This window comes from Plantibacter sp. AC185 (assembly GCF_979258065.1).
Genome location: NZ_OZ409831.1, coordinates 4,073,476 through 4,087,456 on the forward strand (window position 1 = coordinate 4,073,476; position 13,981 = coordinate 4,087,456).

Below are 13,981 nucleotides of genomic sequence, written 5' to 3' on the forward strand. Positions count from 1 at the left end.
CATGACCGAGTCACCTTGGCGACGCTTGAGTGTTCCCTGGGCGGGGTCGATGCGTCGCCGATGAGGCCGGACGGGTCGTGAGCAGCGCGTCAGCGCCCTCGCAACCGCTCGATGTCGCGTCGTTCACGCTTCGTCGGTCGACCGGCGCCCCGGTCTCGGACGGCCACGACCTGCCGTTCCGTCGGCGTCGGCAGCGGGGGAGAGCGGTCGATGAGACATTCCGCCGCGACGTCCGCCCCGACCCGTTTCGCGATGAGGCGTCGGACCTCCACGACCCGGTCGAAGCCCGCCACGCGGAGTCGGACCTCGTCGCCGATCCTGACGGCCTGTGCCGGCTTCGCCCGCTCGCCGTTGACCCGGACGTGGCCGGCTCGGCAGGCGGTCGCGCCGGCCGAGCGGGTCTTCGTCAGCCGCACCGCCCAGATCCATGCGTCGACGCGCACGCTCGACGGGCTGTCCATCCTCCGATGGTAGAGCAGCCCATCGGTAGACTCGACCCGTGACTGACGGGGCGGGGCGCGGGGTTCGACGGACCGGTGAAGACCGCGTCGTCACCCTCCCCAATGCGCTCAGCGTCTTCCGGATCCTCCTCGTCCCGGTCTTCCTGATCCTCCTCGTGCAGGGGCAGGACCTGTTGGCTCTCGCGACGCTCGCGTTCTCGGGCGTCACCGACCTCCTCGACGGGTGGATCGCGCGACGGTTCGACCAGATGACGAAGCTCGGTCGACAACTCGATCCGGCCGCCGATCGCCTCTACATCCTCGCAGCGTTGATCGGTCTCGCGGCCCGCGGACTCATCCCGTGGTGGTTGCTCATCGTCGTCTTCGCCCGCGACCTGCTGCTCGTCGGGCTCGCCGTCGTCCTCCACCGGTCCGGTACGGGCGTGCTCCCGGTCATCCGCGTGGGGAAGTGGGGCACGGCACTCCTGTTCATCGGGCTCCCGGTCCTCATGCTCGGTCAGGCGTTCCCAGCCGTCGCGATGATCGCGACGCCGCTCGGTTGGGTGGCGGTGATCGCCGGAGCGACGCTCTACTGGTGGGCCGGCATCCTCTACCTGCTGCAGACCGTGCGCATCTCGGGGGATGCCCGTTCGAAGCAGCGGGAACGGGCCCGATCCGACGGATCACCCTCGACCGGGCGGCTCGACAGTGACGCCACATCGGATACGCTTGACGGAGAGGAGGTCGACGGTGGCTGAGCACGATGAGAAGTATCCCGCGACCGGGGCGTACACGCCGGGAGCCGTCGATGACGGTGCCCCGACGAGCGGCTCGGGCGATCGGGAAGTCGACACGACACTCACCTTCGGTGAAGACCTCGGAGCGGCCCTCGCGGCGATCGACTCCGACGTCACCGCTGAGGAGCACGAGGCGATCGCGGCCCTGCCGTCCGGTTCAGCGCTGCTGATCGTCCGTCGTGGTCCGAACGCCGGTGCGCGGTTCCTCCTCGACGCCGACGTCACCACCGTCGGACGTCACCCCGAGGCCGACATCTTCCTCGACGACGTCACGGTGTCGCGTCGGCACACCGAGTTCCACCGTCACGGGACCGCGTTCGAGATCCGCGATCTCAACTCCCTGAACGGCACGTACTTCGACGGTGTCCGCATCGACAAGGCGATCCTGCGCGACGCCGCCGAGGTGCAGATCGGCAAGTTCCGCCTCACCTTCTACGCGTCGCGGATCGACCTCGCCTCCCAGCTGGGAAGCTAGTGGCGGCAGCCAGCGCGAACGCGCGAAGCGACGGTGCTCCGCTGCTGAGCATCGGGCAGGTCCTCGCACGCCTCACTCCGGAGTTCCCCGAGCTGAGTAATTCGAAGCTCCGGTTCCTCGAGGAGCAGGGGCTGGTGTCCCCGGCACGGACGAAGTCGGGCTACCGGAAGTTCTCGAGCGATGACCTCGAACGCCTGCGGCTGATCCTGTCGATGCAGCGAGACCACTACTTCCCCCTCAAGGTCATCCGCACCTACCTCGTCGAGGTCGACGCGGGACGATCGCCGCTGTTCCCTGGCAGTGGGCAAGCCGTCGGCGCGCCGTCGATCCATCCCGGGGTCCGCAGATTCTCGAGGAACGAATTGATCCGCGAAGCCGGCGCCACCCCGATGCTCTTCAACGACGCCGTGAGCGCGTCGCTGATCCTGCCCGCCGAGAACTACGGCGAGGACGTCGCGTCCCTCCTGCGGATCCTCGTGGAGCTGCAGCGCTCCGGCATCGAACCACGGCACCTCCGCGGGTTCCGCGCCTCGATCGAGCGCGAGGTCGGGCTCATCGAGAGCGCGTTGAGCGCCGTCGCCAAGCGGAACGACGCCGCCGGCCGGGCACGTACTGCCGACCGGGCGCTGGAGATCGCCGCACAGCTCGAGGGTGTGCGGTCGAACCTCGTCCGCTCGGCACTCGAGCGACACCAATCCTCCTGATCGACCTCCCAGGGCGTAGACTGCCCTCATCCATCACGGCCAGGTCACAGTTCGATCACTCGTCACGACACGCCGTCCGTTTCGAACGGATGTCGCAGCGTTGACCGGGGCGGATCGGTAGCGTGGTGGGAGTGGTCAAGTCGGCTCGACGCCCCCGTCGAGACCGTACCGACCGTGCAGCGAACATCGAGGAGAAGCAGACATGAGTGAACTCAGTCGCGACGGGGCGTCACGGTACGGTGACCTCGGGCTGCTGTTCACCGACGGGCTTCCAGAACTCGAAGAGGGCCAGGGCTACCGCGGAGCGGTCGCCGCCCGTGCAGCCGGCATCAGCTACCGCCAGCTCGACTACTGGGCCCGGACGGGTCTGGTCGAGCCCACCGTCCGCGGTGCATCCGGATCCGGAACGCAGCGTCTCTACGGCTTCCGCGACATCCTCGTCCTCAAGCTCGTCAAGCGCCTGCTCGACACGGGCATCTCCCTGCAGCAGATCCGCACGGCAGTCGACCAGCTCCGCGAAGCGGGCATCGTCGACCTCGCCCAGACCACGCTCATGAGCGACGGCGCCAGTGTCTACCTCTGCACCTCGAACGACGAGGTCATCGACCTCGTCAGCCGCGGACAGGGCGTCTTCGGCATCGCCGTCGGCAAGGTGCTGCGCGAGGTGGAGTCCACGCTCATCGAGTTCGACGCACAGTCGGCCGACCCCATGGACGAGCTCGCAGCACGTCGCTCCGCTCGCAGCGCCTGACCCGAGCCGAAGGCGCCGGTCCCTGAGTCTGTCGAAGGGCTCACCGACGCGCGCCACACGTTCCCTGAGCGCGCATCCCGGGGTACTGGGTGCTCCTGCCGGTCCTGGAGCTCCGGCCGGTCCATGAGCGCGCCTGCCGGTCCCTGAGCCTGTCGAAGGGCGACCCGAGCGAGCGCCTGGTCCGTGAGCCGACCGAACGGTCTCGCCGCGACCTCAGCTGTCGGTGGAGGGTGCCTCGACGGCAGCGGGACTCGTGACGGCAGCCGGCTCCGGGGGAGCGCCGTCGGCGTACTCGCCGACGCGGCCCGTGCGCAGCACGCGGTCGAGGAGCGAGTCGAAGTTCTTCGCCATCTCCTGCGCCGTGTCACCCGGCCACACGTGGACAGGTTTGGCGGCACCCTGAGCCTGCTGGAGGGACGTGCGCTCCAACAGCTGCGGGTTGAGGATGAGGGGACCGAACATGTCGCGCAGTTCCTTGATGCGGAACTGGTGCTCCATCGACTGCGGACGCACCCGGTTGACGATGATGCCGAGCGGCTGCAGCCGGGGGCTCAGCCCACGACGGATCTCCTCGACGGCGCGGAGCGCGCGGTCGGCTGCGGAGACCGAGAACAGGCCCGGCTCCGTGACGACGGCGACGCGGTCGCTCGCCGCCCAGGCGGTGCGGGTGAGTGCGTTGAGCGAGGGGGCGCTGTCGATCAGGACGAGGTCGTACTCCTCCTCGACGTGCGCGAGCGCCTCTTCCAGGCGCCAGATGTCGCGGATGCTGGGGTGCGGGCCGTCGAAGTTGATCGCAGACGGGCTGCCGATCATGACGTCCATCTTGCCCGGGTGGATCTTCGTCCAGCCGCTCGCCACGATCGCCTGCTCGACGATCTTCTTCTTCGGCGAGGTCAACACATCCGTCACCGTGAGGTGCCCTGCGACGTCGACGGCCATGCCGGTCGAGACGTCGGATTGGGGGTCGAGATCCACGACCAGCGTGCGGATGTCCTTCGAGAACGCGGCGGAAGCCAGGCCAAGGGTGACGGTGGTCTTGCCGACGCCCCCCTTCAGGGAGCTAACGCTGAGTACATGCACAAGGCTCAACGTTACCGTGACTAGGCTAGGGAATCTCAACGTTTGCTGAGTTGGCTGTTGTGGGAAGGGTTCCATGTTCAGGAAGATTCTTGTCGCCAATCGCGGAGAGATCGCCATCCGGGCGTTCCGTGCCGCGTACGAGCTGGGGGCGAAGACGGTTGCGGTGTTCCCCTATGAGGACCGCAACTCGATGCATCGGCTGAAGGCCGATGAGGCTTACCAGATCGGCACGGAGGGTCATCCGGTGCGCGCCTACCTCGACGTCTCGGAGATCATCCGCGTCGCGAAGGAGTCGGGCGCCGACGCGATCTACCCCGGGTACGGCTTCCTCTCCGAGAATCCGGAGCTGGCCGAGGCCGCCCGAGCAGCCGGCATCACCTTCATCGGTCCGCCGTCCTCCGTCCTGGAGATGGCCGGCAACAAGGTGACCGCCAAGGAGCACGCCATCGCGGCCGGGGTCCCGGTCCTGAAGTCCACGCCGGCCAGCCGCGACATCGAAGAGCTGCTCGCCGGTGCCGCCGACATCGGGTTCCCGATCTTCGCGAAGGCGGTCGCCGGCGGCGGCGGCCGTGGCATGCGCCGCGTCGACAACGCCGAGGACCTCCGTGGCGCTCTCGAGGCCGCCATGCGCGAGGCGGACAGCGCCTTCGGCGACCCGACGATGTTCCTCGAGCAGGCCGTCGTCCGCCCGCGGCACATCGAGGTCCAGATCCTGGCGAGCGCCGACGGCGAGACCATCCACCTCTTCGAGCGCGACTGCTCGGTGCAGCGCCGGCACCAGAAGGTCGTCGAGATCGCGCCGGCCCCGAATCTCGACGAGGACACCCGTCAGGCGATGTACCGCGACGCCATCGCGTTCGCCAAGTCGATCGGCTACGTCAACGCCGGGACGGTCGAGTTCCTGCTCGACACCGCGGGGGAGCGGGCCGGTCAGCACGTGTTCATCGAGATGAACCCGCGCATCCAGGTCGAGCACACCGTGACCGAGGAGGTCACGGACGTCGACCTCGTCCAGTCGCAGATGCGCATCGCCGCCGGCGAGTCGCTCGGCGACCTCGGCCTCACGCAGGAGTCCCTGCACCTCCGCGGCTTCGCGCTCCAGTGCCGCATCACCACCGAGGACCCCACGGCGGGCTTCCGTCCCGACACCGGGAAGATCACGACCTACCGCTCTCCGGGCGGCGGCGGCATCCGACTCGACGGCGGCACGGTCGCCTCCGGTGCACAGATCAGCCCCCACTTCGACTCGATGCTCGCGAAGCTCACCTGCCGTGGGCGCACCTTCGAGGCGGCCGTCACGCGCGCCAAGCGCGCCCTCGCCGAGTTCCGCATCCGCGGCGTCTCCACGAACATCCCCTTCCTGCAGGCGGTCCTCGAAGACGCCTCGTTCGTGGCCGGCGACCTCAGCACCTCCTTCATCGACGAGCGTCCGCAGCTCCTGCGCGGGCACGTCTCGAAGGACCGCGGGACGAAGATCGTCAACTGGCTCGCCGACGTCACGGTCAACCAGCCCAACGGGTCGCGTCCGTCCGGCGCGGACCCGGTCGACAAGCTGCCCGCGATCGACATCACGACCGACGCCCCGGCCGGCTCGCGTCAGCGACTGCTCGAGCTCGGCCCGAAGGGCTTCGCTGACGCCCTCCGCGCTCAGACCGCCCTCGCCGTGACCGAGACCACCTTCCGCGACGCCCACCAGTCGCTCCTGGCCACGCGCGTCCGGACGAAGGACCTGCTCGCGGTCGCACCGTTCGTCTCCCGGCTCACCCCCGAACTGCTATCCGTCGAGGCCTGGGGTGGCGCGACGTACGACGTGGCCCTCCGCTTCCTCGGTGAGGAGCCGTGGGAGCGACTGGCCTCGCTGCGTCAGGCGATGCCGAACATCGCGATCCAGATGCTGCTGCGCGGCCGGAACACCGTCGGCTACACGCCCTATCCCACGGAGGTGACGAACGCCTTCGTGCGGGAGGCCGCCGACACCGGGATCGACATCTTCCGGATCTTCGACGCCCTCAACGACGTGTCGCAGATGCGCCCGGCCATCGACGCGGTCCTGGAGACGGGGACGACCGTCGCGGAGGTCGCCGTCTGCTACACCGGTGACCTGCTGAACCCGGCCGAGGACCTCTACACCCTCGACTACTACCTCCGTCTCGCCGAGAAGATCGTCGAGTCCGGTGCCCACGTGCTCGCCATCAAGGACATGGCGGGGCTCCTCCGTCCGTCCGCGGCGGCCAAGCTCGTCGCGGCGTTCCGCGAGCGGTTCGACCTGCCGGTCCACGTGCACACGCACGACACCCCCGGTGGACAGCTGGCGACCCTCCTCGCGGCGAGCAACGCGGGCGCCGACGCCGTCGACGTCGCGAGCGCGCCGATGGCCGGCACGACGAGTCAGCCGTCCGCGTCCTCGCTGGTCGCCGCGCTGGCCCACACCGAGCGCGACACCGGCATCTCCCTGCAAGGGATCGCCGACCTCGAGCCCTACTGGGAGGCCGCCCGCGCGATGTACCGGCCGTTCGAGTCAGGACTCGCGGGCCCGACCGGTCGCGTGTACACGCACGAGATCCCGGGCGGTCAGCTGTCGAACCTCCGCCAGCAGGCGATCGCCCTGGGGCTCGCGGACCACTTCGAGCTCATCGAGGACATGTACGCGGCCTCCAACAAGATCCTCGGTCGGGTGCCCAAGGTGACCCCGTCGAGCAAGGTCGTCGGCGACCTCGCGCTCCACCTCGCCGCCGTCAAGGCGGATCCGGCCGACTTCGAGGCCAACCCCGACAAGTACGACGTCCCGGACTCCGTCGTGGGGTTCATGGCGGGCGAACTCGGGGAGCTCCCGGGCGGATGGCCTGAGCCGTTCCGCTCGAAGGTCCTCGCCGGTCGTTCCGTCGACATCGGGATCACGCCGATCTCCGCTGAAGACCAGGCCTCGCTCGACGGCGAGTCCGCCGAGCGCCGGTCGACCCTCAACCGGCTGTTGTTCCCGGCGCCGACCAAGCAGTTCGAGCAGCAGCGCGACCTGTACGGCGACCTCTCCGTCGTCGACACCGCCGACTACCTGTACGGCCTCGAGCCGGGCATGGAGCACGTCGTCGAGATCGACAAGGGCGTCCGGCTGTTCGTCGGGCTCGAAGCGATCGGCGCGGCCGACGAGAAGGGCATGCGCACCGTCATGGCGACCCTCAACGGGCAGTTGCGTCCGGTGTTCGTCCGCGACCGCAGCATCGAGGTCGACTCCCGCGCTGCAGAGAAGGCCGACACCTCCGTCCCCGGCCAGGTGGCCGCGCCGTTCTCCGGCGTCGTGACCGTGAAGGTCGCCGTCGGCGACCGCGTCGAGGCGGGCCAGCCGGTCGCCTCGATCGAGGCCATGAAGATGGAGGCGGCGATCACGACCGCCGTCGCCGGCATCGTCGAGCGCCTCGCCATCCCGGCGACCCAGCAGGTCGAGGCGGGCGACCTGCTCGTCGTCGTGAAGCCGAGCGCCTGACCCTCCCGAGACCGGCCGCGTCCCTCCTCGAGGCGACGCGGCCGGTCTCCGCGTCCACCACACCTGTCCCGCCCGGAAGGATCCAACCCGTGACGACACGACCCATCAGACACTTCGGTGACCCGGTCCTGAAGGCTCCGACGGCCGAGGTCGTCACGATCGACGACGACATCCGCAGCCTCGTCCGCGATCTCGTGGACAGCGTGGAGCTCCCCGGTCGTGCCGGCGTCGCCGCCACGCAGATCGGCGTCGGACTCCGCGTGTTCAGCTACAACGTCGACGGCGTCATCGGGTACCTCATCAACCCGAAGCTCGTCGAGGTGCGCGGTGAGCTCGAGGAGATCGGCGAGGGCTGCCTGTCGGTGCCCGGGCTCTGGTTCCCGACGCCGCGCCATCCCTACGCGCGTGCCGTCGGCATCGACCTCGACGGGCAGGAGCTCGTCGTCGAGGGTGAAGGACTCCTCGCCCAGGCGCTGCAGCACGAGACCGACCACCTCGACGGCATGCTCTACCTCGACCGATTGTCGAAGGAGCACCGTCGCGAGGCGATGAAGCAGGTCCGCGAGAGCGACTGGTTCTAGACGCCGGTCGACGGGCCCGGCGGTCGTCGACCGACCGCCGAGCCCGTCGAGGCGCTACTTCAGGGACATCCCCTGGGTCTCGGGCGAACCCGCTCCGAGGTACATGCCCTCGATCGTCTCCGCGAAGTCCTTGAGGATCACGTTCCGCTTGATGCTGAGCTTCGGCGTGAGGTGACCGCTCGCCTCCGTGAGCTCGTCGTCGAGGATGACGAACTTGCGGATCGACTCCGCGCGGGACACCTTGGTGTTGGCCTCGTCGATGGCGCGCTGGACGGCGGCGAGCACTGCGGGGTTCCGAGCAGCCTCGGCGGCGCTCATCGACGCGTCCTGGCCGTTGTTGGCGAGCCATGACGGCAGCATCTCGGTGTCGAGCGTGATGAGGGCGCTGATGAACGGCTTCTGATCGCCGACGACGACGACCTGTCCGACGACCGGGGTCGCGCGGATCGGGTCCTCGAGCGCCGCCGGGGCGACGTTCTTCCCGCCGGCGGTGACGATGATCTCCTTCTTCCGCCCGGTGATCGTGAGGAAGCCGTCGGCGTCGAAGGACCCGATGTCGCCGGTGCGGAACCAGCCGTCGTCGAAGGCCTCCGCCGTCGCCTCGGGGTTCTGCCAGTACTCCTTGAAGACGTTGATCCCACGCACCTCGACCTCGCCGTCGTCGGCGATGCGGAGCGAGACACCGGGGAGTGCCGGTCCGACCGTGCCGATCTTCGACTTCTGGGCGAGGTTGACCGTTGCAGGCGCGGTGGTCTCGGTGAGGCCGTAGCCCTCGAGGATCACGATGCCGAGCGCGTGGAAGAAGTGGCCGAGTCGCGGACCGAGTGGAGCGCTGCCGGAGACCGCGTAGCGCACCCGGCCGCCCATGGCCGTGCGGATCTTCGACAGCACGAGGCGGTCGAGGACCCGGAACTTCATCTTCAGGCCGAACGGCACGGAACCGCTCTCCAGGGCCTTCGAGTAGGCGATCCCGGTCTCGGCGGCTGCGCGGAAGATCTTGCCCTTGCCGCCGGCCTCGGCCTTCTGCTCGGAGGAGTTGTAGACCTTCTCGAAGACCCGGGGGACCGCGAGGAGGAACGTCGGCTTGAAGGTGCCGAGCGAGGGGAGCAGCTGCTTCGTGTCCGGCTGGTGGCCTGTCTTCACGCCGGAGTGCACGCACAGCACGGCGATGAAGCGCGCGAAGATGTGCGCCGTCGTGATGAAGAGGAGGGTGGAGGCGCCGGGAGCGGACACGACGTCCTTGAGTGCGACGGCCGAGTTCCGCGACAATTCCACGAAGTTGGAGTGGGTGAGGACGCAGCCCTTCGGCCGGCCGGTCGAGCCGGAGGTGTAGATGAGGGTCGCCATGTCGGAACCCACCGCGAGGTTGCGGCGGCGTTCGATCTCCTCGTCGGGGACGTCGACGCCGGCGGCCGCGATCTTGTCGAGGTCTCCGAGGTCGATCTGCCAGACCCGTGCCACATCGGGGAGGTCGCCGTGCACCTCGTCGAAGCGGGCGAACTGGTCGGGCGTCTCGACCAGCACGCTCGTCGCTCCCGAGTCGCTGAGGATCCACTGCACCTGGCTCGGCGAGCTGGTCTCGTAGATCGGGACGAGGAGTGCTCCGGCGAACCACACGGCGAAGTCGATGAGGGTCCACTCGTACCGGGTCTTGCACATGAGCCCGATCTTGTCGCCGGGTTCGATCCCCGCGGCGACGAGCCCCTTCGCCAGGGCTACGACCTGGGCGTGGAACTCGGCGGTGGTCACGTCCACCCACTCCGACCCGCGGGGAACGGCGAACAGTGCGGCGTCGGGCGCAGCAGCCAGGCGCTTCACGAGCAGATCGGTCGCATTGGCGGATGGGTCTGCTGCGACGACTGCAGGGACGTCGAACTGTTCCACGGCAACTCCTTCGGTACCAGGTCGGCAAGATGTGGCTCCATCCTAGAGCACGGGTGTTTGCGCGGTTTCTGTGGCGCGCAGACGCTCAGTAGACTCGACTGCGGCGCGCGGGCGACCGACTCTACTGACGGTCGGTCACACGCCGCTGCCGGTATCGGCGACATCAGGACAGGGAGACGGCACCGTTATGGCAAACGCGATCGGCATCGACATCGGCGGGACGAAGATCGCGGGCGGGGTCGTCGACGACGACGGCCGGATCCTCGCGGCCGGGCGCACGCCGACGCAGGCCTCCGATCCCGACGCCATCATCGACGACGTCGTCGCCATGGTCCGGTCCTTGGACGACGGCAGCATCTCGAGCGTCGGCGTCGCCGCCCCCGGGTTCTTCGACGCCACTCGCTCGACCGTCTACTACTCGCCGAACATCGCCTGGCGGAACGAACCCCTGCAGGCCCGGCTGGCCGCGCGGTTGCCCGACAAGGTCGTGACCATCGAGAACGACGCGAACGCCGCGGGTTGGGCCGAGTTCCGGTTCGGTGCGGGGCGCGAGGAACGCAGCATGGTCATGGTGACGATCGGCACGGGTGTCGGCGGAGCGATCGTCCTCGACGACCGGCTCCTCACCGGTGGCTTCGGCAGCGGTGCGGAACTGGGACACATGCGCCTCATCCCGGACGGTCTGCCCTGCGGCTGCGGCGCGCGTGGCTGCGTCGAGCAGTACTGCTCGGGGAACGCGTTGCTCCGACTCGCGAACGAGGCAGCGGACGCCGGTGGCGACGGTGCCGCCCTCGCCCGAGCCCGGGTGGCGGCCGGCGGGCTGCTGAACGGACACCACGTCTCCGCCCTGCTCGAGTCCGGTGATCCCGGCGCCCTCCGGTGCCTCAACGAGCTCGCCGATCTGCTGGGGCAGGCCCTCGCGAGCATGTCGGCCATCCTCGACCCCAACATCTTCGTGATCGGCGGCGGCGTCGCCCAGGCCGGCGACCTCCTCCTGGACCCCGTTCGTGAGGCGTTCCTGACGCACCTCCCGGCGCGCGGGTTCCACCCGGAGCCGTCCTTCAGCATCGCGCAGCTCGTGAACGACGCCGGTGTCATCGGCGCCGGCGATCTCGCCAGGAGCGCCCTCGTCCTCGGCTGACGACGACGGCAAGACGGAGGAGCACGATGTTCTACTGGTTCATGAAGTACCTGGTCGCCGGCCCGATCCTGAAGTCGATCTTCCGGCCGTGGGTGATCGGCGCCGAGAACATCCCGGAGCACGGCGGCGCGATCATCGCCAGCAACCACCTGTCCTTCATCGACTCGGTGATCCTCCCGCTGTGCGTCGATCGGCGGATCTCCTTCCTGGCCAAGAGCGAGTACTTCCGCGGCAAGGGCTTCGGCGGCTGGGCCACGAAGACCTTCATGCTCGGCACGGGGCAACTCCCGATCGACCGGTCGGGAGGCAAGGCCTCCGAAGCCTCGCTCAACACCGGACTCGCGGTCCTCGGCGGCGGTCACCTGCTCGGGATCTACCCGGAAGGCACGCGCAGTCCCGACGGGACGATGTACCGAGGCCGCACCGGGGTCGCGCGGATGGTGCTCGAGGCCGGGGTCCCCATCGTCCCCGTCGCGATGATCGACACCGAGAAGGTCATGCCCATCGGCACGAAGCTGCCCCGGATCCGCCGGATCGGGATCGTCATCGGCAAGCCGCTCGACTTCTCGCGGTTCGAGGGCATGGAGGGCGACCGCTTCATCCTCCGCAGCGTCACGGACGAGTTGATGGTCGAGCTCCGCAAGCTCTCGGGCCAGGACTATCGCGACGTCTACGCCACGAGCGTCAAGGAGCGCGCCGCGTCGGCGTGACGCTAAGCTGAAAAACCGGGCCGCGATCGCGGTCCGTTCCCCCTTCCGGGCGGGCTCCGGAGCGCGTCCGGTCGAAGAGAAACAGGAAATCCGTGTCCCACGCTACAGAACCAGTCGTCATGGCCGAACCCTCGGTGATCGCCGGACTGGACTATTGGCGTGAGCTGCCGATCAAGCAGCAGCCGTCATGGCCGGACCAGGCCGCGGTGGCGCGTGCCTCCGCCGAACTCGCGACGCTCCCTCCGCTGGTCTTCGCCGGCGAGGTCGACATCCTGCGCGACCGGTTGGCTCGGGCGGCGAGCGGCAACGCGTTCCTGCTCCAGGGCGGCGACTGCGCCGAGACCTTCGCCGGTGCGACGGCCGAGCAGATCCGCAACCGCGTGAAGACGGTCCTGCAGATGGCCGTCGTGCTCACGTACGGCGCGTCGATGCCGGTCGTCAAGATGGGCCGGATGGCCGGGCAGTTCGCCAAGCCGCGCTCCAACGACTCCGAGACGCGGGGCGACGTCACCCTGCCCGCGTACCGCGGCGACATCGTCAACGGCTACGACTTCACCCCGGAGTCGCGCACGGCCGACCCCGCTCGGCTCGTCAAGGGGTACCACACCTCCGCATCGACGCTGAACCTCATCCGGGCGTTCACCCAGGGCGGGTTCGCCGACCTCCGTGAGGTCCACAGTTGGAACAAGGGGTTCGCCGCCAACCCGGTGAACCACCGATACGAGGGACTGGCGCGCGACATCGATCGTGCGATCAAGTTCATGGAGGCGGCCGGAGCCGACTTCGACCAGCTGCGCGGTGTCGAGTTCTACTCGAGCCACGAGGCGCTGCTCATGGACTACGAGCGACCGATGACGCGGATCGACTCGCGGACCGGCACGCCGTACAACACCTCCGCCCACTTCGTGTGGATCGGGGAGCGGACCCGCGAGCTCGACGGCGCGCACGTCGACTTCCTGTCGCGCGTCCGCAACCCGATCGGCGTGAAGCTCGGCCCCACCACCTCGGCCGACGACATGCTGCGTCTCATCGACAAGCTCGACCCCGAGCGCGAGCCCGGGCGCCTGACGTTCATCACGCGGATGGGTGCGGGCAAGATCAGGGACGCCCTGCCTCCGCTGCTCGAAGCGATCAAGGGTGCCGATGCGACGCCGCTCTGGGTCACCGATCCGATGCACGGCAACGGACTCACGACGCCCACCGGCTACAAGACGCGTCGCTTCGACGACGTCGTGGACGAGGTCAAGGGGTTCTTCGAAGCCCACCGCGCCGCAGGGACGCACCCCGGCGGCATCCACGTCGAGCTCACCGGCGACGACGTCACCGAGTGCCTGGGCGGCTCCGAGCAGATCGACGAGGCCACCCTGGCGACGCGGTACGAGTCGCTGTGCGATCCTCGCCTCAACCACATGCAGTCGCTGGAGCTCGCCTTCCTCGTGGCGGAGGAGCTCGCCGCCGCGAAGTAAGTCTCACACGACGAAGCGCCCATGCCGGGTTCGGCATGGGCGCTTCGTCGTCCGCGACACCTACGCCTGGGAGATCCTGACCAGGTTGCCCGACGGGTCGCGGAACGCGCAGTCGCGCGCGCCCCAGCCCATCTCCTTCGGTTCCTGGAGCACGTCTGCGCCGGACGCGCGGACCCGTTCGAACGTGGCGTCGAGGTCGTCGGCTCGGAAGACGAGCATCGGCAGCACCCCCTTCGTGAGGAGGGCCTGCAGCGCGTCCCCGTCAGCCTGCGAACGACCCGCGTGCGGTTCGGAGACGACGATGTCGAGGCCGGGCTGCGCGTCGCTGCCGAGCGTCACCCACCGGAAGCCGCCGTTGGCGACGTCGTTCCGGACCTCGAGTCCGAGTGCGTCGGCGTAGAAGGCGATGGCCTCGTCCACGTCGTTCACCGTGATGTTGCAGTACTGGAGCGAGATCGTCATGACGACGAC

The 13,981-nt window shown here is 68.9% G+C and carries 13 protein-coding genes; 9 read left to right on the plus strand and 4 right to left on the minus strand.

The window, feature by feature from the left end; genetic code table 11:
* Positions 1 to 89 precede the first annotated feature (89 nt).
* Positions 90 to 461, minus strand: coding sequence for an RNA-binding S4 domain-containing protein (locus ACZZZB_RS18990; protein ID WP_192004853.1), 372 nt, complete (start codon positions 459 to 461; stop codon positions 90 to 92).
* Positions 462 to 499: 38 nt separating this feature from the next.
* Between ACZZZB_RS18990 and ACZZZB_RS18995 the strand changes: the two genes are divergently transcribed.
* The 4 genes from ACZZZB_RS18995 to ACZZZB_RS19010 all read left to right on the plus strand — a co-directional run bounded on the left by ACZZZB_RS18995 (position 500) and on the right by ACZZZB_RS19010 (position 3,167).
* The gene (locus ACZZZB_RS18995; protein ID WP_463530488.1) at positions 500 to 1,198 is read left to right on the plus strand and encodes a CDP-alcohol phosphatidyltransferase family protein; all 699 of its coding nucleotides are present in this window, start codon (positions 500 to 502) and stop codon (positions 1,196 to 1,198) included.
* Complete coding sequence (locus ACZZZB_RS19000) at positions 1,191 to 1,712, plus strand: FHA domain-containing protein (RefSeq protein WP_086473205.1); 522 nt, start codon at positions 1,191 to 1,193, stop codon at positions 1,710 to 1,712. The genes ACZZZB_RS18995 and ACZZZB_RS19000 overlap by 8 nt, the downstream gene beginning before the upstream one ends.
* Complete coding sequence (gene ftsR / locus ACZZZB_RS19005; RefSeq protein ID WP_079706024.1) at positions 1,712 to 2,416, plus strand: transcriptional regulator FtsR; 705 nt, start codon at positions 1,712 to 1,714, stop codon at positions 2,414 to 2,416. Before ACZZZB_RS19000 ends, ftsR begins: the two co-directional genes overlap by 1 nt.
* 202 nt (positions 2,417 to 2,618) lie before the next feature.
* On the plus strand, positions 2,619 to 3,167 hold the full coding sequence (locus tag ACZZZB_RS19010; protein ID WP_064297014.1) for a MerR family transcriptional regulator: 549 nt from the start codon (positions 2,619 to 2,621) through the stop codon (positions 3,165 to 3,167).
* Between the two features lie 213 nt (positions 3,168 to 3,380).
* Here ACZZZB_RS19010 and ACZZZB_RS19015 read toward each other — a convergent pair whose 3' ends face one another.
* Positions 3,381 to 4,247: a ParA family protein gene (locus ACZZZB_RS19015; protein WP_079002579.1), complete on the minus strand. Its 867-nt coding sequence runs from the start codon at positions 4,245 to 4,247 to the stop codon at positions 3,381 to 3,383.
* Positions 4,248 to 4,320: 73 nt separating this feature from the next.
* On the opposite strand from ACZZZB_RS19015, the gene ACZZZB_RS19020 reads away from it, so the two are divergent.
* Together ACZZZB_RS19020 and ACZZZB_RS19025 are read left to right on the plus strand one after the other, a co-directional pair.
* Complete coding sequence (locus ACZZZB_RS19020; RefSeq protein ID WP_463530489.1) at positions 4,321 to 7,728, plus strand: pyruvate carboxylase; 3,408 nt, start codon at positions 4,321 to 4,323, stop codon at positions 7,726 to 7,728.
* Positions 7,729 to 7,817: 89 nt separating this feature from the next.
* Positions 7,818 to 8,309 (plus strand): peptide deformylase, encoded by a 492-nt coding sequence (locus tag ACZZZB_RS19025; protein ID WP_064297012.1) that lies wholly within the window; start codon positions 7,818 to 7,820, stop codon positions 8,307 to 8,309.
* Between the two features lie 54 nt (positions 8,310 to 8,363).
* Here ACZZZB_RS19025 and ACZZZB_RS19030 read toward each other — a convergent pair whose 3' ends face one another.
* Entirely contained in the window at positions 8,364 to 10,193 is a 1,830-nt protein-coding gene (locus tag ACZZZB_RS19030; RefSeq protein WP_124769407.1) for an AMP-dependent synthetase/ligase, read from the minus strand.
* A 187-nt stretch (positions 10,194 to 10,380) separates the two neighbouring features.
* Between ACZZZB_RS19030 and ACZZZB_RS19035 the strand changes: the two genes are divergently transcribed.
* The 3 genes from ACZZZB_RS19035 to ACZZZB_RS19045 all read left to right on the plus strand — a co-directional run bounded on the left by ACZZZB_RS19035 (position 10,381) and on the right by ACZZZB_RS19045 (position 13,510).
* Positions 10,381 to 11,334: an ROK family glucokinase gene (locus ACZZZB_RS19035; RefSeq protein WP_079706022.1), complete on the plus strand. Its 954-nt coding sequence runs from the start codon at positions 10,381 to 10,383 to the stop codon at positions 11,332 to 11,334.
* Between the two features lie 26 nt (positions 11,335 to 11,360).
* A complete protein-coding gene (locus tag ACZZZB_RS19040) occupies positions 11,361 to 12,044 on the plus strand; it encodes a lysophospholipid acyltransferase family protein (protein ID WP_064297009.1) in 684 nt (227 codons plus the stop codon).
* Positions 12,045 to 12,163: 119 nt separating this feature from the next.
* Entirely contained in the window at positions 12,164 to 13,510 is a 1,347-nt protein-coding gene (locus tag ACZZZB_RS19045; RefSeq protein ID WP_056005400.1) for a class II 3-deoxy-7-phosphoheptulonate synthase, read from the plus strand.
* Between the two features lie 60 nt (positions 13,511 to 13,570).
* Here the strand turns inward: ACZZZB_RS19045 and ACZZZB_RS19050 are convergent, their stop codons facing one another.
* Entirely contained in the window at positions 13,571 to 13,972 is a 402-nt protein-coding gene (locus ACZZZB_RS19050) for a VOC family protein (protein WP_137241612.1), read from the minus strand.
* Positions 13,973 to 13,981: the final 9 nt, after the last annotated feature.

Bases quoted from the DNA above. Each gene is read 5' to 3' on its own strand.
- ACZZZB_RS19040 (WP_064297009.1), top strand. From the start codon at position 11,361: ATGTTCTACTGGTTCATGAAGTACCTGGTCGCCGGCCCGATCCTGAAG.
- ACZZZB_RS19010 (WP_064297014.1), top strand. From the start codon at position 2,619: ATGAGTGAACTCAGTCGCGACGGGGCGTCACGGTACGGTGACCTCGGG.
- ACZZZB_RS19050 (WP_137241612.1), bottom strand. From the start codon at position 13,972: ATGACGATCTCGCTCCAGTACTGCAACATCACGGTGAACGACGTGGAC.
- ACZZZB_RS19020 (WP_463530489.1), top strand. From the start codon at position 4,321: ATGTTCAGGAAGATTCTTGTCGCCAATCGCGGAGAGATCGCCATCCGG.
- ACZZZB_RS18990 (WP_192004853.1), bottom strand. From the start codon at position 461: ATGGACAGCCCGTCGAGCGTGCGCGTCGACGCATGGATCTGGGCGGTG.
- ACZZZB_RS19035 (WP_079706022.1), top strand. From the start codon at position 10,381: ATGGCAAACGCGATCGGCATCGACATCGGCGGGACGAAGATCGCGGGC.
- ACZZZB_RS19045 (WP_056005400.1), top strand. From the start codon at position 12,164: ATGGCCGAACCCTCGGTGATCGCCGGACTGGACTATTGGCGTGAGCTG.